The sequence below is a fragment of the Mesorhizobium erdmanii genome (assembly GCF_013170725.1).
In the GTDB taxonomy this organism is placed as follows: domain Bacteria; phylum Pseudomonadota; class Alphaproteobacteria; order Rhizobiales; family Rhizobiaceae; genus Mesorhizobium; species Mesorhizobium erdmanii.
Genome location: NZ_CP033361.1, coordinates 565033 through 587823, shown reverse-complemented (window position 1 = coordinate 587823; position 22791 = coordinate 565033). Strand labels below are relative to the sequence as shown.

At 64.3% G+C, this 22791-nt stretch carries 19 protein-coding genes; 14 read left to right on the top strand and 5 right to left on the bottom strand.

The features are described from left to right. Positions 1–294: 294 nt before the first annotated feature. Complete coding sequence (locus EB233_RS02660) at positions 295–1464, bottom strand: LacI family DNA-binding transcriptional regulator (RefSeq protein ID WP_064990187.1); 1170 nt, start codon at positions 1462–1464, stop codon at positions 295–297. 624 nt (positions 1465–2088) lie between these two features. Between EB233_RS02660 and EB233_RS02655 the strand changes: the two genes are divergently transcribed. The 6 genes from EB233_RS02655 (at position 2089) to EB233_RS02630 (ending at position 8410) form a co-directional block, all read left to right on the top strand. Continuing rightward, positions 2089–3045 carry a sugar-binding protein gene (locus tag EB233_RS02655; RefSeq protein ID WP_064990188.1) on the top strand — a complete coding sequence of 319 codons (957 nt, stop codon included), beginning with the start codon at positions 2089–2091 and terminating at the stop codon, positions 3043–3045. A gap of 115 nt (positions 3046–3160) precedes the next feature. Then, positions 3161–4699: a sugar ABC transporter ATP-binding protein gene (locus EB233_RS02650; RefSeq protein WP_064990697.1), complete on the top strand. Its 1539-nt coding sequence runs from the start codon at positions 3161–3163 to the stop codon at positions 4697–4699. A 58-nt stretch (positions 4700–4757) separates the two neighbouring features. Continuing rightward, complete coding sequence (locus tag EB233_RS02645) at positions 4758–5753, top strand: ABC transporter permease (RefSeq protein ID WP_064990189.1); 996 nt, start codon at positions 4758–4760, stop codon at positions 5751–5753. 84 nt (positions 5754–5837) lie between these two features. Then, on the top strand, positions 5838–6617 hold the full coding sequence (locus tag EB233_RS02640; protein ID WP_064990190.1) for an SDR family NAD(P)-dependent oxidoreductase: 780 nt from the start codon (positions 5838–5840) through the stop codon (positions 6615–6617). After that, positions 6614–7204: an SDR family oxidoreductase gene (locus tag EB233_RS02635; RefSeq protein WP_244277702.1), complete on the top strand. Its 591-nt coding sequence runs from the start codon at positions 6614–6616 to the stop codon at positions 7202–7204. The genes EB233_RS02640 and EB233_RS02635 overlap by 4 nt, the downstream gene beginning before the upstream one ends. Positions 7205–7372: 168 nt before the next feature. Next, the gene (locus EB233_RS02630) at positions 7373–8410 is read left to right on the top strand and encodes a LacI family DNA-binding transcriptional regulator (RefSeq protein WP_064990698.1); all 1038 of its coding nucleotides are present in this window, start codon (positions 7373–7375) and stop codon (positions 8408–8410) included. 10 nt (positions 8411–8420) lie between these two features. Here EB233_RS02630 and EB233_RS02625 read toward each other — a convergent pair whose 3' ends face one another. From EB233_RS02625 to EB233_RS02610, 4 genes are read right to left on the bottom strand one after another with little or no spacing between them, the layout of a single operon-like run. Beyond that, a complete protein-coding gene (locus EB233_RS02625; protein ID WP_064990192.1) occupies positions 8421–9596 on the bottom strand; it encodes a mandelate racemase/muconate lactonizing enzyme family protein in 1176 nt (391 codons plus the stop codon). A gap of 10 nt (positions 9597–9606) precedes the next feature. Beyond that, complete coding sequence (locus EB233_RS02620) at positions 9607–10596, bottom strand: transketolase family protein (RefSeq protein WP_064990193.1); 990 nt, start codon at positions 10594–10596, stop codon at positions 9607–9609. Further along, positions 10596–11441, bottom strand: coding sequence for a transketolase (locus tag EB233_RS02615; protein ID WP_064990194.1), 846 nt, complete (start codon positions 11439–11441; stop codon positions 10596–10598). The genes EB233_RS02620 and EB233_RS02615 overlap by 1 nt, the downstream gene beginning before the upstream one ends. A gap of 4 nt (positions 11442–11445) precedes the next feature. After that, positions 11446–12240 carry an SDR family NAD(P)-dependent oxidoreductase gene (locus EB233_RS02610; protein ID WP_064990195.1) on the bottom strand — a complete coding sequence of 265 codons (795 nt, stop codon included), beginning with the start codon at positions 12238–12240 and terminating at the stop codon, positions 11446–11448. 119 nt (positions 12241–12359) lie between these two features. Here EB233_RS02610 and EB233_RS02605 point away from each other — a divergent pair, with 119 nt between their 5' ends. The 8 genes from EB233_RS02605 to EB233_RS02570 all read left to right on the top strand — a co-directional run bounded on the left by EB233_RS02605 (position 12360) and on the right by EB233_RS02570 (position 22789). Then, positions 12360–13580 (top strand): mandelate racemase/muconate lactonizing enzyme family protein, encoded by a 1221-nt coding sequence (locus tag EB233_RS02605; RefSeq protein WP_064990196.1) that lies wholly within the window; start codon positions 12360–12362, stop codon positions 13578–13580. A 139-nt stretch (positions 13581–13719) separates the two neighbouring features. Then, positions 13720–16110 (top strand): thiamine pyrophosphate-dependent enzyme, encoded by a 2391-nt coding sequence (locus EB233_RS02600; RefSeq protein ID WP_244277734.1) that lies wholly within the window; start codon positions 13720–13722, stop codon positions 16108–16110. 22 nt (positions 16111–16132) lie between these two features. After that, positions 16133–17143, top strand: coding sequence for a C-terminal binding protein (locus tag EB233_RS02595; protein ID WP_064990197.1), 1011 nt, complete (start codon positions 16133–16135; stop codon positions 17141–17143). A 53-nt stretch (positions 17144–17196) separates the two neighbouring features. Then, the gene (locus EB233_RS02590) at positions 17197–17865 is read left to right on the top strand and encodes an E3 binding domain-containing protein (RefSeq protein WP_244277703.1); all 669 of its coding nucleotides are present in this window, start codon (positions 17197–17199) and stop codon (positions 17863–17865) included. 82 nt (positions 17866–17947) lie between these two features. Further along, positions 17948–18712, top strand: coding sequence for a GntR family transcriptional regulator (locus EB233_RS02585; RefSeq protein ID WP_064990199.1), 765 nt, complete (start codon positions 17948–17950; stop codon positions 18710–18712). 208 nt (positions 18713–18920) lie between these two features. Further along, positions 18921–19985: a sugar ABC transporter substrate-binding protein gene (locus tag EB233_RS02580; protein ID WP_064990200.1), complete on the top strand. Its 1065-nt coding sequence runs from the start codon at positions 18921–18923 to the stop codon at positions 19983–19985. A 165-nt stretch (positions 19986–20150) separates the two neighbouring features. Beyond that, on the top strand, positions 20151–21218 hold the full coding sequence (locus EB233_RS02575) for a substrate-binding domain-containing protein (RefSeq protein WP_064990201.1): 1068 nt from the start codon (positions 20151–20153) through the stop codon (positions 21216–21218). A gap of 68 nt (positions 21219–21286) precedes the next feature. Then, the gene (locus EB233_RS02570) at positions 21287–22789 is read left to right on the top strand and encodes a sugar ABC transporter ATP-binding protein (RefSeq protein WP_064990700.1); all 1503 of its coding nucleotides are present in this window, start codon (positions 21287–21289) and stop codon (positions 22787–22789) included. Positions 22790–22791: the final 2 nt, after the last annotated feature.

Below are 22791 nucleotides of genomic sequence, written 5' to 3'. Positions count from 1 at the left end.
GCGTTCGTACGTTGCAGGGTTGCCGATGCAGGTCTGGAGTAAGGAAGGCCCTAGAGGTTTCGCTCATTACCGCCGCCATCTCGTATTCGATGCATTGGGCTTTCGGCTTCATTGAACTTTGGCCGGATTTGCTTCGACATCCTCTCGCTCAGAGCAAGTGGCTGAATAGCATTGCCCAGCACAGCCGTGAGAAAGGCCGTAAGCCGGAGCCGCGGCGCGCAAAGAGCAATCTTTCGGTAAGTCCGGATTTTTATTACGAAGGCAGAACGTTCGAATCTTGTCGGGCGCGCCATCTCACGATGAGCCAGCGCCCACCGCCCTTACACTCTCCCGCTCAACTAGGGGGCACTCCAGCTTGGTGATCGGATACCGCCCCCGTCCGGCCACCGCTGGCGTTTCCAGCTGTTCGATCGCCCATTGGCCCATCGCCATGTGCGGCAGGATCGAGGTGGTCAGCGGCGGGAAGAGGTGGCGGGCGATTTCCTCGTCGTCGTAGCCGACCACCGAGATGTCCCGCGGGATGTGTAGGCCGGCTTCCTTCAACGCCTCGTAGCAGCCGATCGCGGTGCGGTCGTTCTGGCAGAAGATGGCGGTCGGGCGGTCTTTCAGCGCGAGCAGCTTCACCGTCGCGGCGTAGCCGGCGCTGGCCGACCAGTCGCCTTCGACAACGAGGTCCGCGTCGAACGGGATGTCGGCGGTGGCGAGCGCGCGGCGGTAGCCTTTCAGGCGGTCTTGGGCCGCCTGCATCCACGGCTCGCCCGTGATGGTGGCGATGCGGCGGTGGCCGTGGCTGATCAGATGGCGGGTCGAACTCTGGCCGCCGGCGATCTCTGAAGGCACCACGGCGGGGAAGGCATAGTCCGCCGTGTAGCAGTTGAGCAGGATCACCGGAATGTCGAGGCCGTAGAGGAAATCGGGCGCCGTGATCTCGCGGGTGAAGATGGTCATGTAAATCAGGGCAGAAATACCCCGCCTTGTCAGCGCCTGGATGGCGCGCGGCTCCATGACGGCGTCGCCCATGGTCTGCGCCACCAGAAGCACGTTGCCGGCATTCCACGAGGCCTGGCGCGCGCCCTCGATCGCCACCACCGCCTCGGGGCTGGTGGCGAGCTGGTCGACGACGAAGCCGATTACCCCGTCGAGCCGGTCGAACGCGGGCCCCTCTAAGGCCGGTCTCTCTAAGGCCGGCCCGCCGAGCGCGGTCCGTTCGAAAGCGGCCGGGGGCTTTTCCAGCGCCGAGAAGGCGGGGGCGCTGTAGCCCAGCGCCCGTGCCGCCTCGATCACCCGCTCGCGGGTCTGCCGCGACAGCTTTATCCCCGGCGAATTGTTGAGCACGAAGGAGACGGTCGCTTGCGAACAACCGGCGGCCCTGGCGATGTCGGTCATGGTGACCCGCCCCTTGGGCTTCGCCGGCGCCTTGCGGCGCTTCTGTGTCTCGATGGCCGGATCCGTCGTCTCGCTCATGGCCTTCCTGTTCCCAATCCCAAGCCTGTCTAGCGGCGGCCTGTCGTGCCGGCAAGACGGCATTGCGGCAGGGGTTTATAGAAATCGCCGCCGCGTTTATAGTTATTACTAGCCTTTCGGTCCATCGATCAAGTCGGTGCCGGATTCTCGGGGAAGCGAGGCTTGGAAGGGTATGGCCATCGCGCAACCGAGGCGCTGGCGCCAGCAGATCGGCTCCGACGTGGCCACGAAGTGTTCGGATGTTGGTTCAAAACTAATACTGTTTACTAATACAAAAATGCGCGGTAACGTCAATCCGTCGCATCCGGCCGACAAGGTCCCAGGGGCGGCGGGAGAGCGAGCGTGACTGGCCCGATGGCGAGCGGAGATTGCCTCCGTCGAGTCTTGTCTCGGACATGTGATATGTCAGACAAATCGGACTATTTACGAACGGGATATGAGTGTCTAAAGTCCGTGATCGTGGCTGGGACGGCGCCAATCTTCCAGAGCCGGGAACCCCTGAGGAGGAGGGGCGTCCGAGCCGCAAACGGCAAATTCCAGGTGAGCAAGCAAGTTCAGTAAGCAAGGCAATTCTAGCAAGTAAGACTGGCCAGTCCGACGATTGGCCAAAACGGGAGGTTGAACATGAAATTGATACGCAATGCATCCGTGGCCGCCGCAGCGCTGCTGCTTGGTTTGACGGCAACGGCGATCGCGCGTGCCGCCGACAAGCCGACGCTGGCCTTCGTCGTCAACGGCGCTTCCGACTTCTGGAAGGCCGCAGAAGCCGGCGTCAAGAAGGCGCAGGGTGAACTGCCCGACTACACGCTCGAGCTCAAATATCCGGAACAATCCTCGGTCGCCATCCAGCAGCGGCTGATGGACGATCTGGTGACGGCCGGCGTCAAGGGCATCATGGTCTCGGCCGTCGATCCGAAGACCTCGACCGACGGGCTGAACAAGATCGCCTCGGAAACGGCGCTGTTCACCACCGACTCCGACGCCCCGCAGACCAAGCGCGTCGCCTATATCGGCTCGTCCAATGTCGATGCCGGCAAGCAGGCGGCCGAAATCGCCAAGAAGGCGATGCCCAATGGCGGAAAGTGCCTCGGCTTCGTCGGCCTGCTCGGCGCCGACAACGCCAAGGAGCGTATCCAGGGCATGAAGGACGGCCTCGCCGGCAGCAAGATCGAGCTCGTCGACGTGCGCGGCGACGACATCGATCAGGCCCGCGCCAAGAAGAATGTCGAGGACGCGCTGGTCGCCAGCCCCGACATCACCTGCATGGTCGGTTTCTACTCCTACAACACGCCGCGCATCTATGAAGCGCTGCGCGACGCCGGCAAGCTCGGCTCGATCACCGTCGTCGGTTTTGATGACGATCCGATCACGCTGGGCGGCGTCAAGGAAGGCACCATTGCCGCCACCGTCGTGCAGCAGCCCTTTGAATGGGCCTATCAGGGCATGAAGCTCATGGCCGCCTACCTTAAGGGCGACAAGTCAGGCATCCCAGCCGGCAATCTGATCATCATCCCGACCAAGATCATCGGCAAGGATGATGTCGACGCCTACGCCGCCAATCTGAAGGCGATGTCAAAATAGGACCACAGGCAGTTCAGCCGGCTCAACTTCGGTTGAGCCGGCTGTTCGCATTGACGAAGCCCTTGCGCTTCGTCAATCTGCCCTAGAGGTCGGCTGCCAATCGCTGTCAGGCATGATGAACTATACCGACACAACCATCGCCGCGACCACTCCGTTCCTCAGTCTTGAGAACGTGCGCAAAACCTATCCGGGCGTCGTCGCGCTCGATGGGTTTTCGATGGAAGTCAGGCCGGGCGAAGTCATCGGCCTGGTCGGCGAGAACGGCGCCGGCAAGTCGACGCTGATGAAGATCCTCGGCGGCGTCACCACGCCGGACACCGGCACCATCACGGTTGACGGCAACGCCCACAACAGCTTGAGCGTCGAGGCGAGCCTCGGCTCGGGCATCGCCTTCGTTCACCAGGAACTCAACCTGTTCGACAATCTCGACGTCGCCGCCAACATCTTCTTCGGCCGCGAGCCGCTCCGCGCCGGACCGCTGAAACTGGTCGACCGCGCCAAGCTGCGCGAAATGGTGGCGCCGCTCCTGAAGCGCGTCGGCGCCAATTTCTCCGCCGACACGCAGGTCGCCGATCTGTCGCTGGCGCAGCAGCAGATGGTCGAGATCGCCAAGGCGCTGTCGATAAAGGCCAGGCTGGTCATTCTCGACGAGCCGACATCGAGCCTACCGATCGCAGAGACCGACAAGCTGCTCGACGTCATCAAGGCGCTGAAGGCCGAAGGCATCAGCGTCATCTTCATTTCGCACCGCCTGCACGAGGTCGAGCGCGTTGCCGACCGCGTCGTGGTGCTGCGCGACGGCATGCTGGCCGGCACGTTGGGCAAGCGCGACATCAACCACGACCAGATGGTCAAGCTGATGATCGGCCGCATGCTGAAGGAGCGCGAGAAGGCTTCCGAGGCCGCGCGCGCGCCGGGCGCCGCGGCACTTGCCGCCAAGGCCGTCCGCACCCCCACCTATCCCGGCCGTCCCGTCGATCTCGACGTCAGGCGCGGCGAAATCCTCGGCCTTGCTGGCCTTGTCGGCTCCGGCCGCACCGAGCTGGCGCGCGTGTTCTTCGGCATCGACGGCAGCCTTGGCGGCACGCTCGAACTCGACGGCAAGCCGCTGGCGCTCGGCTCAGCGGCCGACGCCGTCGCGCATGGCATCTTCCTGGTCCCGGAAGACCGCAAGCTGACCGGCATCCTGCTCGATTTGTCGATCGCGCAGAACATCTCGCTGCCCAATCTGTCGGCGCATGCCAAGCATCAACTGGTTTCGGCAAGCGCCGAGACAGCGACCGCCGAGACGCAAAAGAAGAATCTCGGAATCAAGGCGCCTTCGGTCGCGACCCGCACCGGCACGCTGTCGGGCGGCAACCAGCAGAAGGTGGTGCTCGGCAAGTGGCTCGCCATGAACCCGAAGGTGATGATCCTCGACGAGCCGACGCGCGGCATCGACATCGGCGCCAAGGCGGAAATCTACGGGCTGATGCGGGCGCTGGCCGATGCCGGCGTCGCCGTGCTGATGATCTCCAGCGACATGGAAGAGGTGATCGGCGTGTCCGACCGCATCGCCGTCATGCATGAGGGCCAGATCTCGGGCATTCTCGACAAGGACCAGTTCAGCCAGGAAAACGTGCTTTTGCTGGCGGTCGGCAAGCAGCCGAAATGATTTTTGCCGCCGCTCGCGCAAAGCGCGACGCGCGCGGGCAGGCATTGGGGAGAAGACGATGAGCAAGAAAGATCTCGGCCTGCTGATCCTGATCCTGGTGGTCGGCGCGATCGTCGCCATGATCAATCCGCGCTTCCTGCTGCCGATCAACCTTGCCAACACCTCGAACCTGATCGGCCTGTTCGGCATCCTCTCGATCGGCCAGGCCTTCGTCATCATTACCGGCGGCATCGAACTGTCGGTCGGCTCGCTTGTCGCGCTGCTGGGTACGCTGTTCATCGACTTCATCGCCGTGCGCGGCATGGAATGGCCGCTCGCCTTCGTGCTCATCCTCGTGCTCGGTGCCATTATCGGGCTGGCGCATGGCTGGCTGATCACGCGGCTCAAGCTGCAGCCTTTCGTCGTCACCCTGTGCGGCCTGCTGATCTATCGCGGCGTCGCCCGCTTCTACACCGCCGACGGCACCGCCGGCTTCGCCTTCGGACAGAATTTTCCCGATCTGGAATTCCTGACCGCCGGCCGTAGCTATGGCGTGCCGAATTCCTTCATCGCGCTGATCGTCATTGCCATCGTCATGTGGGTGGTGCTGCACCGCTCGGTGTTCGGCCGCTATCTCTATGCCATCGGCAAGAACGAGGAGGCGGCGAAGTACTCCGGCATCCGCACCGGCCGCATCGTCATGGCGGCCTACGTCATTTGCGGCGTGCTCACCGCGCTGTCGGCGATCTATTTCGCCATGTACACGCGCTCGATCTCGCCGGCCAGCCACGGCCAGTTCTATGAGCTCTACGCCATTGCCGCCGCCGTGCTCGGCGGCTTCTCGCTGCGTGGCGGCGAGGGTTCGCTGATCGGCGTCATCCTCGGCACCGTGCTGCTGCAGGAGCTGCAGAACCTCGTCAACCTGCTTGGCATCCCGTCTTCGCTCAACTTCGCGGTGATGGGCGGCGTCATCCTCATCGGCGTGCTCGTCGACCAGCAATGGGGTGTGTTCCGGGCAAGGCGGCTGATGATCGATGCCGCGCGCAAGAACGTGGCGGGTGCGCCGGCGGAATAAGCACGCCGCAGTGGTGTGGAAGCTTGCCCGGCCTATGAAGATATTATAATAGCATAACCCGAAATGGTTCGGGGTGGGCGGGACATGCGCTGCGATCTGCGAGGCAAGGTAGCGCTGGTCACCGGGGCCGCGGGTGCCATAGGCAGTTCCATCGCCAGGCGCCTGTCCGACAATGGCGCTGTCGTCGTCGTCGCCGACATCAATGGCGAGGGCGCGGAGCAGGTCGCGGTCGGCCTGCGCGACGCGATGGCCTGCGCCGTCGATATCCGCGATCCAGTGTCAGTGGACAACGCCATCGCCGCGCTGATGCAGCGCTACGGCCGGCTCGACATCCTCGTCAACAATGCCGGCGTCAACACGCTGGCGCACCGCGTCACCATTGATGAATTCCCTTCCGAGGAATGGGACCGCATCACCGGCATCGATCTCGATGGCCTCTACATCATGAGCCGCGCGGCACTCTGCCCCATGCTCGCCGCCGGCAAGGGCGGACGCATCGTCAACATCGCCTCGGTCGTTGGCCTTGCCGCCATGCGCCTGCAGAGCCCATTTGTCGCCGCCAAGGCCGCCATCATCCATCTGACGCGGTCGATGGCGATCGAACTTGGCGCCAGGGGCATCCTGACCAATGCCATTGCCCCGGGTTCGGTGATGACGGCGCTGACGGCAAAACTGTTCTATGGCGAGGACGGCAAGTTTGCCGGCCGCACGCGGGAATTCCTGGCCCATGTGCCGCTCGGCCGGCCGGCCGAGCCGCCGGAGATCGCCGAGGCGGTGCTGTTCTTGGCCTCGCCGGCTGCCAGCTATGTCAACGGCCAGGTGCTGGCGGTCGATGGCGGCTGGACAGCGGGATACATGATGTGAGCAGCGCGATGGAAATCGATCTCAACGGGGCCGCGGTCGCCCTCGACGGCGAGGCCAATCCGATTGTCGATGCCGTGCTCGCCGCGCTACGGGCCAATGGCGGCACGGTTGTCGAAGCGGCGGATACCGCCGACATCCTACTGATGTCCAATCCGCTGCGCCCGGGAACGACGGTGCAGGATCCGCGCGACCAGCATGCCGATGCGCGCAAGGCGGCCATGGCAATGGCGGAGCGCGGGGGCGGCCGCATCGTCTTCCTCATCTCGGCCACGTCAGGCATGCCGATGCGCCGCCACCCGCGCTTCTCCATGGAAAATGCCTCGATTCTCGCCGGGATGCGCACGCTGGCCATGGAGTTCGGCCCGAAGGTGCTGGTCAATGCCGTCGGCTTCGGCGCGATCGTGGGTGAAGCCATGATCTCGGGCGACAAGGCGATGCTCAGCCACACGCCCGTTGGTCGCGCCGGCCGCATCGAGGAGGCGGTAGCGGCCGTGTTGTTCTTTTGCGATCCACTCAACACCTATACGACGGGCCAGATGCTGGGCGTCGACGGTGGATGGACGGCAGGCTATGGGCGTAATTTCTGAACCGGTGACGCTGTGGGCCGGAGCGCTTCGCATGGTGAAATTTCCTGGCGGTGCATAGCTAGGTTCCATCGCTGGAAAGCGTTCGCCGCAACCGCTATGAATGGGTGTCTACTGCGTGATCCCCTGGAGCGTTGCCCTGGCGGATCGCGCGCTTTGGAGCCATTCGAGATGACCGATAGGCCAGGGGACGGCCCGGGCGGGAAAAAACCGCCGCGCCTTGGCGTGCGCGAGATCGCCAAGCGTGTCGGCGTCGCGCCGATGACGGTGTCGCGCGCGCTGTCCAATCCCGACATGGTGTCGCCGGAGACGCGCGTCAAAGTGCTCGAAGCGATCGAACAGGCCGGCTTCGTGCCCAACCGGCTGGCCTCGAGCATGCGCGGCAATGGCCGCATGATCGGCACGGTGGTGCCACCGCTGATCAATTCTGGCATCGCCGAACAGGTGCAAGGCATGTCCGACGAATGCCATGAGAGCGGCTATTCGATGCTTCTGGTGCAAGGCGAATTCACGCAGGAAGCCGAGGAGAAATCGATCCGCAATCTGCTCGGCTGGCGCCCGGTCGGCATGATCCTGCAGAGCTTCGTGCAAAGCGAGGCGGCGCGCGCGCTTCTGAAGAGCAGCGGCGCGCCGGTCGTCGAAATCTCGGAGATCAAGGGCCGCAAGCCGGTCGACATGGTGGTCGGCGTCTCCAACTTCGAGACCGCCTATGCCATGACCATGCATCTGGCCGCCAAGGGCTACAAACGCATCGGTTTCGTCTCGACGCCGATCCACGGCAATGACCGCCTGCAGCAGCGCCGCACCGGCTACCATGCCGCGCTGACGGAACTCGGCATCAAAAACCACGCCGACATGGAGGTCGAGGTGCCGATCACCGCGCAGGGCGGCGCCGAAGCGCTGGTGACGTTGACCTCCCGCCACAAGGACATCGATGCCATCTTCTTCTCCAGCGATACGCTGGCCGTCGGCGCCGTGCAGGAATGCCACCGCCGCCGCTGGGCGGTGCCGGGCAGGATCGCGATCGCCGGCTATGGCGACATGGACCTCGCCGCACAGCTCTATCCGCCGCTGACCACTGTCAAGGTCAACCGCTACGAGATGGGCCGGCGCGCGGTGCGGCAATTGCTGGCGAGGCTGGGAGGCGACACCAAGGTACCGACCATCACCAGCCTCGGCTTCGAGATCGTCGACCGCGAAAGCGCCTGATCGGAACGGTCTACGCCTTGGCCGCCTCCTCCCGCCGCCCCAGCCGCTTTTCCCAGCCCTCGGCATGGACGTTGAGATAGGCGTCGGGGTCGTAGGGATGATCCATGATCGCATCGATGTCGAGATCGATGCCGAGTCCCGGCGCGTCCGGCAGCGACAAATGGCCGTTGTCCGGATTGACGGTCGGATGCCAGGTCACCAAGTCGCGCGTCCACGCATCGTTGAAAGCGTCGAAATGCTCCTGGATGAGGAAGTTCGGCACCGCGGCGGCCAGTTGCAGGCACACCGCCGTCGCCACCGGCCCGCCACTCTGGTGCGGCGCGATATGGCTGCCATGCGCGAGCGCCAGATTGGCCACCTGCATCGATGGCGCGATGCCACCGAGCGACATCGGCTCGGGCTGGAAGATGTTGACGCCGCCGCCGGCGGCCAGTGAGTAGAATTGCCCGACCGTGTCATACATCTCACCGGTCGCCACCGGGATCGGCGAGCGATGCGCCACTTCGTGCACGGTCTCCTGGCGGTCGCGAGAGGTCGGCTCCTCCCACCAGTAGATGTCGAGATCGGCGAATTTCTGTGCCGCCTGCAGCGCGGCGATCTCGGTGAAGCGGGCATGCACGTCGATCAGGATCAGCGTGTCCTTCGGTAGCTTGTCACGCAAGGTTCGGCAGATGGCATAGGACAGGTCCAGCTCTTCGCGCGAGATAAAACCTTGGGCGGTACCGAACGGGTCGAGCTTGAATGCCTTGAAGCCTTTGGCCAGCACAGCCTTTGCGGCCTCCAGAAAGGCGTCGGGCGTGCGCTCGGTGCGGTACCAGCCATTGGCGTAGCCGAGCACGCTGTCGCGCACCTGGCCGCCGAGCAATTGGTGGATCGGTACACCGAGGCTCTTGCCCAGTATGTCCCAGCAGGCGACTTCGATCGCCGCGATCACGGTGCGGTGGATATGGCCGCCATCCAGCGACACGCTGTCCAGCATGCGCTTGGCCAGCGCGTTGATGCGGCGTGGATCCTGGCCGATGGCGAGATGCTTGAGCTCATGCACGCCGGCTTCAGTGGTCTTGATGAAGCCATTTAGCGTGCCTTCGCCGATGCCGTGGATGCCCTTGTCGGTATGGACTTTGACGAATAGCCAGTTCTTCCAGCCGGCGCCGACGGCAAAGGTTTCGATCTCGGTGATCTTCATGCAACTGATCCTAGTTCAGCGCGGCAATCGTTGCGATGACAGCTTCGGTCGTCAGGCCGTATTTCGCCTGCAAGGTCGGCACCGCGCCGCATTCGATATAGCGGTCGGGCAGGCCGATGCGGGTGACCTTCTTCGCTATGCCGGCGTCGAACAAGGTCTCGACCACAAGGCTCGCCAAGCCGCCGACGACAACATGGTTTTCCGCCGTGACGATGTGGTTGAAGCCGGCGGCAAATTCAGCCACCGCCTCGGCGTCGAACGGTTTTATCGTCGGCACGTGGAGTACGCCGGCGGAGATGCCTTGTTTGCCCAAGGCATCGGCCGCATCCAGGGCTCGCTCGGTCATGAAACCGGTCGAGACGATACCGACATCGGAACCTTCGCGAAGGTGCCGTGCCTTGCCGATCTCGAAGCTGTAGCCGGGTTCGAACACGACAGGCACGCTACCGCGCAGCAGCCGCATATAGACGGGCCCCGGATGTTCGGCGATCGCCGCCGTCGCGGCTTCGATCTCCGTCGCATCGCAGGGATCGATGACGGTCAGGCCGGGGATCATCCGCATCAGCGCCAGGTCCTCGATCGCCTGATGCGTGCCGCCATAGCCGGTGGTCAGGCCGGGCAGGCCAGCGACGATCTTCACGTCGAGCCTGGAGTGGGCGAGCGCGATGGCGACGAAATCATAGGCGCGCCGAGTTGCGAACACGCCATAGGTGGTGGCGAAAGGCACCTTGCCGGTGCGCGCCAGACCGGCGGCGACGGCGACGAGATTCTGCTCGGCCATGCCGACATTGAAGAAGCGGTCCGGGAAAGCATCGCGGAACGGCAATATGTCGGTGTATTTGCCGAGATCGGCGGTCAGCCCGACAATGTTGGGTCGGCTCTGGCCAAGCCGCGCCAAAGCCTTGCCAAAGGGCGCCTCGACGCTCTGCCGGCCGCCACCAACCGCTTCGTCCTGGCCCATGGCCAGGGTGCGGCCGGCCTCCACCGTCGCGCTGCTCATCAGGCTGCTCCCACGGTCTTGTCGAACTCGGCGATGATGCCGTCCCACTGCGCGACGTCGATGCGGAAGAAGTGTGATTTCTCGGAGGTCTCGATGCGCGGCACACCCTTGCCGGGCAGTGTGCGCAGCACGATCGCCTTCGGCTTGCCGTCGCGGTTTCTTGCATCGGCCAGCGCGCCGACCACCGCCATCATGTCATTGCCGTCGATCTCGGATGTCGTCCAGCCGAAGGCACGCCATTTGTCGGCCACAGGTTCCATGTCGAGCACGACTGGGCCATCGGCCTGGATGCCGTTGCAGTCGATCAGCGCCACCAGGCCGTCGAGCTTGAAATGGCTGGCCGACATTGCCGCTTCCCAGGTCGAGCCTTCCTGCATCTCGCCGTCGGACAGTTCGACGAAAACCCGCGCATCGGATTTGTCGACGCGCAAGCCCAGCGCCTGGCCGACACCTTGCCCCAACCCATGGCCGAGCGAACCGCCGATCATTTCGACGCCGGGCGTGGTGTCGAGGGTCGACATTTCGAGCCGGCTGTTGTCGGCGCCGTAGGTGGTGAGTTCCTCGACGGGGATGATGCCGGCTTCGGCCAGTGCCGCCCATAGCGCGATGGAATAGTGGCCGGTCGACAAAAGGAAGCGGTCACGATCGGGCCAGGCCAGATTGTGCGGATCGTAGCGTAGCTCATGGTAGTAGAGCGCGGCCAGCACATCGGCGATGCCGAGGCCTTGGCCGATATAGCCCTGGCCTTGGCCGCGCGCCATGGTCAGCATGTGACGGCGCAACTCCGTCGCCTTGCTTTCGAGCACGCCGATATCGGCGCTGCCGGGTGGAGAATTTCGCAGCATTGGATCAGTCCTTGTCGAGCCCGCCCGACATGTTGAGCCGCTCGGCGGTCATGTATTTGGGCGAATCGAGGCAAAGCCAGACGACCGCCTCGGCGACTTCCGCGATCTCGGCGCGGCGGCCGAGCGGAATGCGGCGGGTGCGCTCGTCGAGGAAGGCCTGCAGATCGTCGCGGCCATTGGCGCGGGCGAGATCGACCTCGGTCGAGCGCTGCATTTCCGTATCCATCATGCCGGGCGCCAGGCTGTTGACCAGCACGCCATAGGGCGCCAGCGCGACCGCCGCGGCGCGCGTGATGGAATCGACGCCGGCCTTGCTCGCCGTGTAGGCGGTGTAATCGGGCAGCGCCATGCGCGAACCTGGCGAGGTGATGTTGATGATGCGCCCCGAACGCTGCTCGCGCATCACCCGGCCGGCCGCCTTGCAGGCCATGGCAAGCGCCGTGACGTTGAGCGCCAGGGTGCGCGTCCAGGCTCTGTAGGTGGCATCGAGAAACGGCTCGATCACGCCATAGCCGGCATTGTTGACCAGGATGTCGATGCCACCCCAGCGCGCGACCACTTTTTCAACCGCCGCCTCCGGCGCGCCTTCCCCGGTGAAATCGCCGACGATGCTTTCGCTTTCCGCGCCGACCTCGCCGATCAGCGTAATCGTCTCCGCAAGCCCCTCGCCGTTGATGTCGGTGACCGCGACGACACAGCCGCGCCGTGCCAGCTGGACCGCCACCTCGCGGCCGAGGCCGCCGGCGGCACCGGTAACCAGTGCTCTTCGTGGCGTCGTATTCTGATTTTCGACTGGCAAGCGAACACCCTCCCGGTGGCCATCTTGACGGGATTGATACCGGTACCATAAATGGCTGTCAACGACGATGTGCTATCGTCCCGCCGATCGCATGTTCCGCCGCAACGGGGAGAAAAAAGATGAAAGTCGTCGCGCTCGAAACGCTGCAACTGGCGGAGTTCCCCTTCCTGTTCTGGCTGCGCGTCCACACCGATGCCGGCCTCATCGGCACCGGGGAGACCTTCTGGGCACCGGGGCCGGTCGCCGCCTACATCCACGACAATGTCGCGTCCTATCTCCTGGGCAAGGATCCGCGCGACATCGAGCTGCACGACCGCACGCTGGGCAGCGTCTATGTCGGCGCGAGGGATTCCGGCGCCGAGGTACGCGGCAATTCCGCCGTCAACATCGCGCTGTGGGATATCTATGGCCAGGCGCTCGGCGAGCCGGTCTGGCGGCTGCTTGGCGGACGCACCCACAGAAACGTCCCCATCTACAACACTTGCGCCGGCTACAAACATGTCCGCGCCACGAAGAAGAACGCGCTGTTCGAGCGCGGCGAGGACTGGTCGCTCAAGTCAGGCGATTCCAACGAAGGCCCGTATGAGGACCTGCTCGCCTGGCGCTACAATGCCGGCGACCTTGCCAGGAGCCTGAAATCCGAAGGCATCGGCGCCATGAAGATATGGCCGTTCGACATCGCCGCCGAGGCATCGAACGGTACCCGCATTTCTCTTGCCGACCTCGACAAGGCGTTGGAGCCCTTTCAGAAAATTCGCGACGCTGTCGGCCGCGACATGGAAATCATGGTCGAACTGCACGGCCTGTGGACCTTGCCGCCGGCGTTGCGCGTCGCCGAGGCGCTGAAAGCCTACGACGTCGCCTGGCTGGAGGAGCCGGTCCGCTACAACGAGCTCGACGCCATGGCCGAGCTGGCCCGCCACACCTCGATACCGATCGCCGCCAGCGAACGGCTTGCCTCGCGGCAGATGTTCAAGCAGCTGATCGACAAGCGCGCCGCCAGCGTGATCATGATCGACCTCGCCTGGTGCGGCGGGCTCTCCGAGGCGCGCAAGATCGCCAACATGGCCGAAGCCAGCGAATTGCCGGTCACCTTGCACGATTGTACCGGGCCGATCGTCTATGCCGCCAGCTGCGCGTTGTCGGCGACCTTGCCGAACGTCAATTATCAGGAAGCGGTGCGCGCCTACTTCACCGGCTGGTACACCGAAATCGTCGCCGACATTCCGCCGGTCAAGGACGGCCATGTCGCGCCGCTCGAAGGTCCGGGGCTCGGTCTCAGCCTGCGGCCGGAGCTGTTCCAGCGGCCCGACGCGGCCGTGCGGATCACCAGGATCTAGCCTCTCGCCCGGCTTGGTTCGGAGGCAGTAGACATTATGCTATTATAATCTATGATGTGCCGAAGCGAGTGACTAACAAGCTCGCCGGCGGCGCTCTGCCGCCAGGGTTCAGACGCATTTCAGGGAGGCTTTGGTGGCAATGTCGGCGGCGCGCGCACGCGACGATTTCAAGGGCGCTCCAAACTTGCCCGATCCAAAGATCCTGCTCGACCTGTTCGAACGCATGGTGCTGTTACGCCGCTTCGAAAGCATCGCCCAGATCGCCTGCCGCAAGGGTGAAACGCCAGGCTTCCTGCATCTCTATATCGGCGAGGAAGCGACCGGCGTTGGCGTCTGTGCGCACCTGCGGCCAACCGACTGGGTCACCTCGACCCATCGCGGCCATGGCCACGCCCTTGCCAAGGGCGCGGATCCCGGCCGGGTGATGGCCGAACTGTTCGGCAAGGTTGACGGCATTTGCGGCGGCCGTGGCGGCACCATGCATCTCTACGACCGTTCGGTCGGCCTGTTCGGCACCAACGGCATCGTCGCCGCCGGCATCGGCCATGCCGTCGGCATCGGCATGAGCGCCCGCCGGCAGGGCCGTGACGACATCGGCGTCGCTTTTTTCGGCGATGGCGCCGCCAACCATGGCGGCTTCCACGAGGCGCTCAACTTCGCCGCCGTGCAGCGGGCGCCCGCCGTCTTCATCTGCGAGAACAATCTCTACGCGACGGCGACGCCGCTGAAGTCGATCACGCTCAATCCCGAGATCGCCACCAAGGCCGCCTCCTACGGCATGCCCGGCGTCGCCGTCGACGGCAATGACGTCTTCGCCGTCTGGCTGGCCATGAAGGAAGCGACCGAGCGCGCCCGAGCCGGCAAGGGTCCAACGCTGATCGAGGCCAAGACCTACCGAACCGTCGGCCATCATGAAGGCGATCCAGTCATCGGCACTTACCGGACGCAAGAAGAGCTCGACGCCTGGATCAAGCGCGATCCGATCGACATGTTCCGCAAGAAGCTGGTCGAGGACTACGGCATCGCCGATGCCGAGGCGCTAACCGCGATCGAAGCGCGGATCGAGAAGGTGGTGGAGGACGCACTGACCTTCGCCCGCAATTCGCCCGAACCCGACCCGGCAACGGTGCGCCTGCATGTCTTCGCCGATCCGATCAATCCGCCGGCTGCCTTGGCTAGGCGCGCCGTCGGCGAGACGCGCACGCAAGGATGGCTCGAGGCGGTGCGCGACGGCCTCGCCGAGGAAATGCGCGCCAACCCGGCGATCCTTTATTTCGGTGAGGGCACCGGCGAGCGCGGCGGCAGTTTCGCCCATACCAAAAACCTCTGGCAGGAATTCGGCGCCGATCGCATGGTCGACACGCCGATCTCCGAACAAGGTTTCACCGCTGCCGCCGTCGGCGCCTCGGCCACCGGAGCGCGCACCGTGTCGGACCTGATGTTCGCCGACTTCGCTTTCGAGACCGCCGGCCAGATTTTCCTGCAAGCGGCGAAACTGCGCTACATGACCAGCGGCCTGATGAGCGCGCCGATGGTGGTGCGCGTCGGCGCCGGCGCGCTGCGCAGTTCCGGCCCGCACCACAGCGGCATCTATCATCCGGTTTTTGCCCATATGCCTGGCCTCATCGTCTGCGTGCCGTCAACCCCGGCCGACGCCAAGGGCCTGATGAAGACGGCGCTCAGGGCCGGCGATCCTGTCATTATGCTGGAACCCAAGGCGCTCTTCGCCTCCAAGGGCGAAGTGCCGGTCGGAGAGCACTTTGTGCCGTTCGGCGTAGCCCGCATCGCCCGGGCGGGCACCGACATCACTATCGTCGCCGCCGGCCAGATGGTTCAGCGCGCGTTGGAGGCGGCCGAAGCCTTGGCCGGCGAAGGCGTGGAGGCGGAGGTGATCGACCCGCGCACCATCATGCCGCTCGACATTGACAGCATCGTCGGCAGTGTCAGGAAAACCCATCGCCTGCTCATCGTCGACGAAGCCTGGGCGATGTGCGGCCTGGGCGGCGAGATTGCCCAGGCCATCAACGAGCTCGCCTTCGACGAACTCGACGCGCCGCCGGGAAGGCTGCACACCGCGCCGACCTCGCATCCCTTCGCGCCGGTGCTGGAACGCGCCATGCTGGTCGACAGCGCGCGCATCGCGCAAGGCGTACGCGATGTCATGGCAGGGCAGCCGCCGGTGCCGGACCATTGGTACACAGTGGGCCTGAAAAGTGATGCGCCGGCTAAATCTGCGCCTGCTCCGGCCGAGACAGTTCACGCAGCTGCGCCGGCCAAGGCGCCCGCTGTCGGCGATGACGAGCCGATCACGATGCCGTTCGGCGATCTCACCGTCAGCGAAGGCACCGTCGTCAAATGGCTGAAGGCGCTCGGTGATCCGGTCAAGGAAGGCGAGCTGATCGCCGAGATTGAGACCGACAAGGCCGTGGTCGAGATCGAGGCGCCGGTCAGCGGGACACTCAGCGCCATCGATCAGCCGGTCGGCGCCGTGGTGCCGATGGGCGGCCGCATCGGCGGCATCAAGAAATAGTCAAGAAATCCGAAGGACCGGCATGAAGATCCTGTGCGCCAACTGGCAAGCCGCCGACGAGGCCGAACTCGAGCGCGAGCACTATCCCGACATCGAGTTCGTCCTCGCCCGCTCGACCAACGACAAGGCCGCGGCACTTGATCCGGCCGTTTGTGAGACGGTCGACGCCGTCATCAACTATTCGCCCACTCACAATGTTGCGGCCGCCCCGACGGCCTTTCCCAAGACCAGGATCGCCGTGCGCTCCGGCGTCGGTTTCGACAACATCGACACGTCAGGCTGGGGCGCGCGCGGGATTCCGGCCTGTAACGTGCCGGACTATGGCACGACCGAGGTCGCCGACCATGCCATCGGCCTGATGCTGGCGCTGACGCGCGGCACATCGGCCTATGGCGCGGAGCTCTCCGGCCATGGCGTCGAAGGCTGGCATTTCTCCAAGGCACCGCTGGTGCGCCGGCACAAGGGCGCGACCTTCGGCATTGTCGGACTCGGCCGCATCGGCCTCGCCACCGCCCGCCGCGCCGCCGCCTTCGACATGAAGGTGCTGTTTTACGACCCGCATCTCCTGTCCGGCGTCGACCTGTCGACCGGTTACGAGCGGGTCCATTCGCTGGGCGAACTGATGGCGCGCGCGGATGTGGTGAGCGTCCACGCGCCGCTGAGCGAGGAAACCCGCAAGCTGCTCGGCGCGGCCGCCTTCGCCGCCGCCAAGCCCGGTCTTGTGCTGGTCAACACGGCGCGCGGCCCGATCGTCGATCTCGACGCGCTGGAGGCGGCGATGCGCAACGGGACCGTTGCCGGCGCCGGGCTCGACGTTTTGCCGAACGAACCCGGGGATCTCGACCATCCGCTGCTGGCGGCATGGCGTGCCCGGGAGCCCTGGATCGCCAACCGCCTGATCGTCACCCCGCACGCCGCCTTCTACAGCCCGGCATCGATGCGCGACCTCCGGCTGAAATCGATCGAGGTCGTGCATGCCTATCTCGCCGAGGGCCGGCTCACCAACTGCGTCAATTCAGAGTATCTGAAATGAACATCACGGTGGCGCAAACCGGACGCGTGGCTGTTTCGCCCTATGCCCGCCGGTTGGCGCGCGAACGGTCTCTGCCGCTCGAAGCGCTTCGTGGCAGCGGTCCTGGCGGGCGTATCCTGGCCGCCGATGTCGTGAACTTCGTTCCGGTTGCTGCGCCGGTTTCGTCCGGAGTCGTCGCTGCGGCGGCAGCACCTTCCCCTGCCGCGTCCCGGATCGCCGCCTTTGCCACGTCCGTCGCGCTTGGCGCGCTGCACGACCTGCTGGCGGCGCTTGAGAGCTCGGGACATGCGTTCGCTATCGACGACGTGCTGCTGCGCGCTGTCGGTCGAGCCTTCACCGAGATACCTGATGCCGCAAAGCTCGGCGACGCTTCGGTGGCGCTGGAGTTGCCAAGCCGGCAAACCGTGTTCGCCATGATCCCCGAAATGTCCCTGACATCGCTGCGCGCAATGCGGCTTGCGACATTGGCGGGCAGCCTTGATGAAACGGAAACGCCGGCGGTGCTGTCCCTGCGGCTGCTGCCGTCGCGCGACATCCGGCCGGTGGTGATGCCGGTCCTGCCGGGTCGCGTCATGCGCCTCACCGTCTCGCTCGACATGGCGGCCGACCACGCCGAATGCCTGCTGACGGTGGATGCGGCAAGCATTGGTGAGGCCGCGGCCGCCGAATGGCTCGCGACCCTGAAATCGGCGATCGAACAGCCGCTTCGGCTCTTCGTCTGAGCCGGTTGATCGTCAACGGCCTTGCCTAGCCTCGGGCGCAGGAAGCTATTATAAAAGCTTCGACACAGGCGCGACGAGGCACATGGACCATCCCAGCATCGACAGTCTTCCCAGGCGTACACTTGGCCGTGCCAACGGCCCGCTCTACCGCCAGCTCGCCGATCTTCTGCGCGAGCCGATCGGCGACGGCACTTTCCCGGTCGGCGGCGAACTGCCGAAGGAAGCGGCCATTGCCGAGCATTTCGGCGTCAGCCTCATCACCGTGCGCCAGGCGTTGCGCGATCTCGAGGCCGACGGCCTGATCCGGAAACGGTCGGCCAAACCGGCAGTGGTGGCGGCGCGCAATCCGTCGGTCAATCTGAGCTGGAAGTTCAAGAACTTCGCCGACATGGCCGCCTTCACCAAGGACGCCGAGTTGACGGTGAAATCCTACCGCAAGGAGGTTTCGCCCGTGCTCCAGCGCCATTTCGGCATGGGCAAGGACGAGGCGGGCTACTGTTTACGCGGCATCCTGTCGGTAGGTGAGCAGAAGAAGGCTCAGATCACCAGCTATTTCCCTCCGTCCGTCGGGGCGAAGCTGAAGCGGGACGATTTCTCCGATGTGCTTATCTTTCGTTCGGTGCAACGGCATCTCGGCCTGCGGTTGGACGTCGCGCATGTCACGGTGCGGGCCGAGATCGCCGATGAGGTCATCGCCGAAGATCTTGGCATCGCGCAGGGCAGTGCAATCCTCAGCGTCGAGATGCTCTATCAGTCGGCGGAACAGCAGAGCATCGAGTTCACCATCGCGCGTCATCCGGCCGACCTATTCAGCATCAGCTACGACGCACCGAACGATCTGGCCTGAACCCGATCAGGGTTCATCCAGGCGCCTTACAAGGGGACCGTGCGTGCGCGGATTTCCTTGTCACGGCCATGGACAGTTTTATAAAATTATAATAGCATCATAGCTAGGATGAAGGCCGTGCCGAAAGCCACGATCGAACGTGGATGCGCGGCCCCATCCGATATCGGCGCGCTCGCGCGGCCGATACCAGATACGGGAGGAGGAAATCATGAAAGCAGGCGTATTCTTCGCCGGCCTTGCGGCGATCGCGGTTACTTTGCTGTCGGTCGAAGCCGTGCCGGCCAATGCACAGGACAAGAAGCCCTACACCATCTATCTCTCCAACAATTTCGTCGGCAACGACTGGCGCCAGCAGATGCTGCGCAGCGCCGACATCGCGGTCAAGAAGCCGCCACTCGCCGGCCGTGTCGACCTCAAGGTCGAGGTGGTCGAGACCACGGTCCAGGCACAGATCAATTCCCTCAACAACATCATTCGCAACAAGCCCGATGCCATCGTCATCGATGCCGGCTCCGGCGAAGCGCTCAACCCGACGATCGAGAAGGCCTGCAATGCCGGCATCGTCGTCGTCGCCTTCGATCAGATCGTCAGCGCTCCTTGTGCCTACACGATGGAGTCCGACTGGGGCCGGGCACCGCGCGTGGAGGCCGAATGGCTGGTCAAGAAGCTCGGCGGCAAGGGCAAGATCCTCGTCGACCGCGGGCTTGCCGGCGCTCCGATCTCGGCCCAGCTGCAGGGCGGTTTCGAGGAGGTGATCAAGAAATATCCGGGCATCGAAGTGGTCGGCTATTTCAACGGCGACTATGCGCTGGGGCCGGAGCAGGCCGGTGTCGCCAGCCTGCTGGCGGCGCATCCGCAGGTCGACGCCATCTTCGTCCAGGGCTACGGCGCCGGAGCGATCAAGGCACTGCAGGATGCCGGTCGCCCGATCGTTCCCGTCACCGGCAGCCCTTTCAACCTGACGACCACGACCTGCGCGCAGACGCAAGGCGCGCAGTGCATCCTGGCGCCCAACCCTGCCTATCTGTCCGCCGAGGCGCTGAGGCTCGCGGTGGACATACTCGACGGCAAGAAGCCGGCGGAGAAGAAGATCCTGCTGCGCAACGCCTTCCTGACCACCGATCCGGTGCCGTCGGAATTGTATCCTGATGCGACCATGCAGAAAATCGAGGTGGGCAAGAACGCCTTTCCCGACATGGCGCCGGGCCTGTTTCTTCCCGTCAGCCCGGACTGGGTGGAAATCACCCCGGCCGAGGCCGCCGGCTCGAAATGACGCTGCCTGCGGGCGGGTGACGAAATGGCGGCGTCCAGGCCCTCCGATACGCCTTGGCTTAAATTGACAAGGCGTATTGGTACCGGTATCAATTTGGATGCAAAAGCTCGCCAAGGCGGCGAAGTCCGTCAGCGCCGATGCAGGAAACACGAAGGAGGAGAGACCATGAAAATGAAGACAGTTTTTGGCGGATTGGCGGCCCTTGCCATGTCCGCGATCGCCATGAGCACCGCGCCGGGCCATGCAGAGGACAAGAAACCCTACACCATCTATCTCTCGAACAATTTCGTCGGCAATGACTGGCGCCAGCAGATGGAGCGCGTCGCCACCGTCTCGGTCAACAAGGGGCCGCTGAAGGGCCGCGTCGACCTCAAGATCGAGAATGTCGAGAACACCGTCCAGGCGCAGATCAATTCGCTGAACAACATCATCCGCCAGAAGCCGGATGCCATCCTCGTCGATGCGGGTTCGGACTCGGCCTTGAACCCGACCATCAAGAAGGCCTGCGACGCCGGCATCGTCGTCATCTCCTTCGACCAGGTGGTGACCGAGCCCTGCGCCTTTGCCGTGGCGTCGGACTGGGACCGCATCCCCTCCGTCATGGCCGAGTGGATGGCCACGCAGCTTGGCGGCAAGGGCAACATCATCCTCGATCGTGGCCTTGCCGGCGCGCCGATCTCAGCACAGCTGCAGGGAGGCTATGAGAAGGTTCTGGCCAAATATCCCGACATCAAGGTCGTCGGTTATTACAACGGCAATTATGCGCTCGGGCCGGAACAGTCCGGCGTCGCCGCATTGCTTGCCGCCAACCCGAAGATCGACGGCATCATGACGCAAGGCTATGGCTCCGGGGCCATCCAGGCGCTGAAGGATGCCGGCCGTCCGATCGTTCCGGTCGTCGGCTTCTCCTACAATGTCGCCGCCGTCACCTGCGCGCAGACGCAGGGCGCCAAGTGCATCCTCGGTTCCAACCCGGCCTACCTGTCCTCGGAAGCGATCAAGCTGGCGGTCGACATCCTCGACACCGGCAAGAAACCGGCCGAGCGTTCCGTCTCGGTCAAGGGTGACTTCGTCACCACCGATCCCTTCGACTCCAAGCTCTATCCCGGCACCAAGATGATCAAGATCGCGATCGGCGAAAATGCCTTCCCCGACCAGGCGCCCGGCCTGACGCTGCCGATCACGCCCGACTGGGTCGAGATCACCGCTGCGGAAGCCGCCGGGGCGAAGTAACATCCCGAGACCACGACCCTGTCTCCCGGCGTCGCAAGATGTCGGGAGAGCTTTTCGAAGGCGCATCCATGGACCTTGTGACCGTCAAAGGCTTGTCCAAACGCTATGGCGGCATCGTCGCGCTGAGCGAGGCGACATTCAGCGCCCGCGCCGGCGAGGTGCACGCCCTGCTTGGCGAGAACGGCGCCGGCAAAAGCACCTTCATCCAGATCCTGTCGGGCGCCGTGCGACATGATGGCGGCTCGATCCTGGTCGATGGCCAGGACTATCGCCCGGCCAATCCGGATGCGGCGCAGGCGCGCGGCATCGCCGCAGTCTTCCAGGAACTGTCGCTGATCCCCGATCTCAGCGTCGAACAGAACATCTGGTTCCGCCATGAGCCCCGTACGTGGCTTGGCACCGTCAATCGCGGCGAAATGCGCCGCAAGACGCTGGCGCTGCTCGAAAAATATGATTTTCCAGCCCTTCGCCCCGACCAGGAACTGCGCCGGCTGACGCTTGCCGAACGGCAGATCGTCGAGATCGCCAAGGGCCTGGCCAAGGATCCGCGCATCCTGATCCTCGATGAGGCGACCTCGGCGCTGCCGGCGCGTGAAGCCGAATGGCTGCTGAAACTCACCCGGCAACTGGCCGCCGAAGGCAGGCTGGTCATCTTCATTTCGCATCGTATGGCCGAGGTGCGCGCCATCGCCGACCGGCTGACCATCTTTCGCAATGGCGCCACCGTCGCCGCGCATGAGGCCAACGCCGTCTCGGACAATGAAATCGTCACCCAGATGATTGGCCGGCATCTTGATCGGCTCTATCCCGAACGGGTTGCGACAGCGACCGATCGCATCGCACTGCGGGTGAAGGAGTTTTCGAGCGGCAGCCGCCTTTCCGGGGTCGACTTTGCGCTGCGCGAAGGCGAGGTGCTCGGCGTCGGTGGCCTGCAAGGCCACGGCCAGCGCGAACTCTTCCAGGCGCTGTTCGGCGCTACCAGGGCCAATGGCACTATTGAGCTCTGGGGCAAACCCACCTCGATCGGCAATCCGCGGCAGGCGTTGACCGGCAAGGACGGCATTGCCCTGGTGCCGGAGGACCGGCGCGGGCAGGGCTTGCTCTTGACCAAGAGCGTGCGGGAGAATTTGACGCTTTCGGTCATCAAGCGCTTCACCGAAAACGGCTTGCTGAGCCGGCAAAAAGAAGCCGCCCTCGTCAAGGAGATGGTCGATTTTCTGCGCATCAAGGCGGGCACGCCGGAACAGCTTGCCGGCACTTTGTCGGGTGGCAACCAGCAGAAGGTCATCTTCGGCAAGATGCTTTTGACTGAAGCGCGCGTGCTGCTGCTCTACGATCCGACACGCGGTGTCGATGTTGGTACCAAGGGCGAGATTTTCCAGTTGATGCGCGACCTCGCGGCGAAAGGCTACGCGATTCTGTTCCATTCCAGCGACATGCCGGAGCTCGTCCATGTCGCCGACCGTGTCATGGTGATGCGCAACGGTCGCATTGCCGCGACGCTGGAGGGGGATCTGATCTCCGAAGAGGGAATTTTGCGCGCCGCCATGCTTGAAACAAGGGCGGCCTGAGG

Excerpts from the sequence above, each read along its gene's own strand:
- EB233_RS02660 (WP_064990187.1), bottom strand. The coding sequence starts at position 1,464 with ATGAGCGAGACGACGGATCCGGCCATCGAGACACAGAAGCGCCGCAAG.
- EB233_RS02655 (WP_064990188.1), top strand. The coding sequence starts at position 2,089 with ATGAAATTGATACGCAATGCATCCGTGGCCGCCGCAGCGCTGCTGCTT.
- EB233_RS02650 (WP_064990697.1), top strand. The coding sequence starts at position 3,161 with ATGAACTATACCGACACAACCATCGCCGCGACCACTCCGTTCCTCAGT.
- EB233_RS02645 (WP_064990189.1), top strand. The coding sequence starts at position 4,758 with ATGAGCAAGAAAGATCTCGGCCTGCTGATCCTGATCCTGGTGGTCGGC.
- EB233_RS02640 (WP_064990190.1), top strand. The coding sequence starts at position 5,838 with ATGCGCTGCGATCTGCGAGGCAAGGTAGCGCTGGTCACCGGGGCCGCG.
- EB233_RS02630 (WP_064990698.1), top strand. The coding sequence starts at position 7,373 with ATGACCGATAGGCCAGGGGACGGCCCGGGCGGGAAAAAACCGCCGCGC.
- EB233_RS02625 (WP_064990192.1), bottom strand. The coding sequence starts at position 9,596 with ATGAAGATCACCGAGATCGAAACCTTTGCCGTCGGCGCCGGCTGGAAG.
- EB233_RS02620 (WP_064990193.1), bottom strand. The coding sequence starts at position 10,596 with ATGAGCAGCGCGACGGTGGAGGCCGGCCGCACCCTGGCCATGGGCCAG.
- EB233_RS02615 (WP_064990194.1), bottom strand. The coding sequence starts at position 11,441 with ATGCTGCGAAATTCTCCACCCGGCAGCGCCGATATCGGCGTGCTCGAA.
- EB233_RS02605 (WP_064990196.1), top strand. The coding sequence starts at position 12,360 with ATGAAAGTCGTCGCGCTCGAAACGCTGCAACTGGCGGAGTTCCCCTTC.
- EB233_RS02600 (WP_244277734.1), top strand. The coding sequence starts at position 13,720 with ATGTCGGCGGCGCGCGCACGCGACGATTTCAAGGGCGCTCCAAACTTG.
- EB233_RS02595 (WP_064990197.1), top strand. The coding sequence starts at position 16,133 with ATGAAGATCCTGTGCGCCAACTGGCAAGCCGCCGACGAGGCCGAACTC.
- EB233_RS02585 (WP_064990199.1), top strand. The coding sequence starts at position 17,948 with ATGGACCATCCCAGCATCGACAGTCTTCCCAGGCGTACACTTGGCCGT.
- EB233_RS02580 (WP_064990200.1), top strand. The coding sequence starts at position 18,921 with ATGAAAGCAGGCGTATTCTTCGCCGGCCTTGCGGCGATCGCGGTTACT.
- EB233_RS02575 (WP_064990201.1), top strand. The coding sequence starts at position 20,151 with ATGAAAATGAAGACAGTTTTTGGCGGATTGGCGGCCCTTGCCATGTCC.
- EB233_RS02570 (WP_064990700.1), top strand. The coding sequence starts at position 21,287 with ATGGACCTTGTGACCGTCAAAGGCTTGTCCAAACGCTATGGCGGCATC.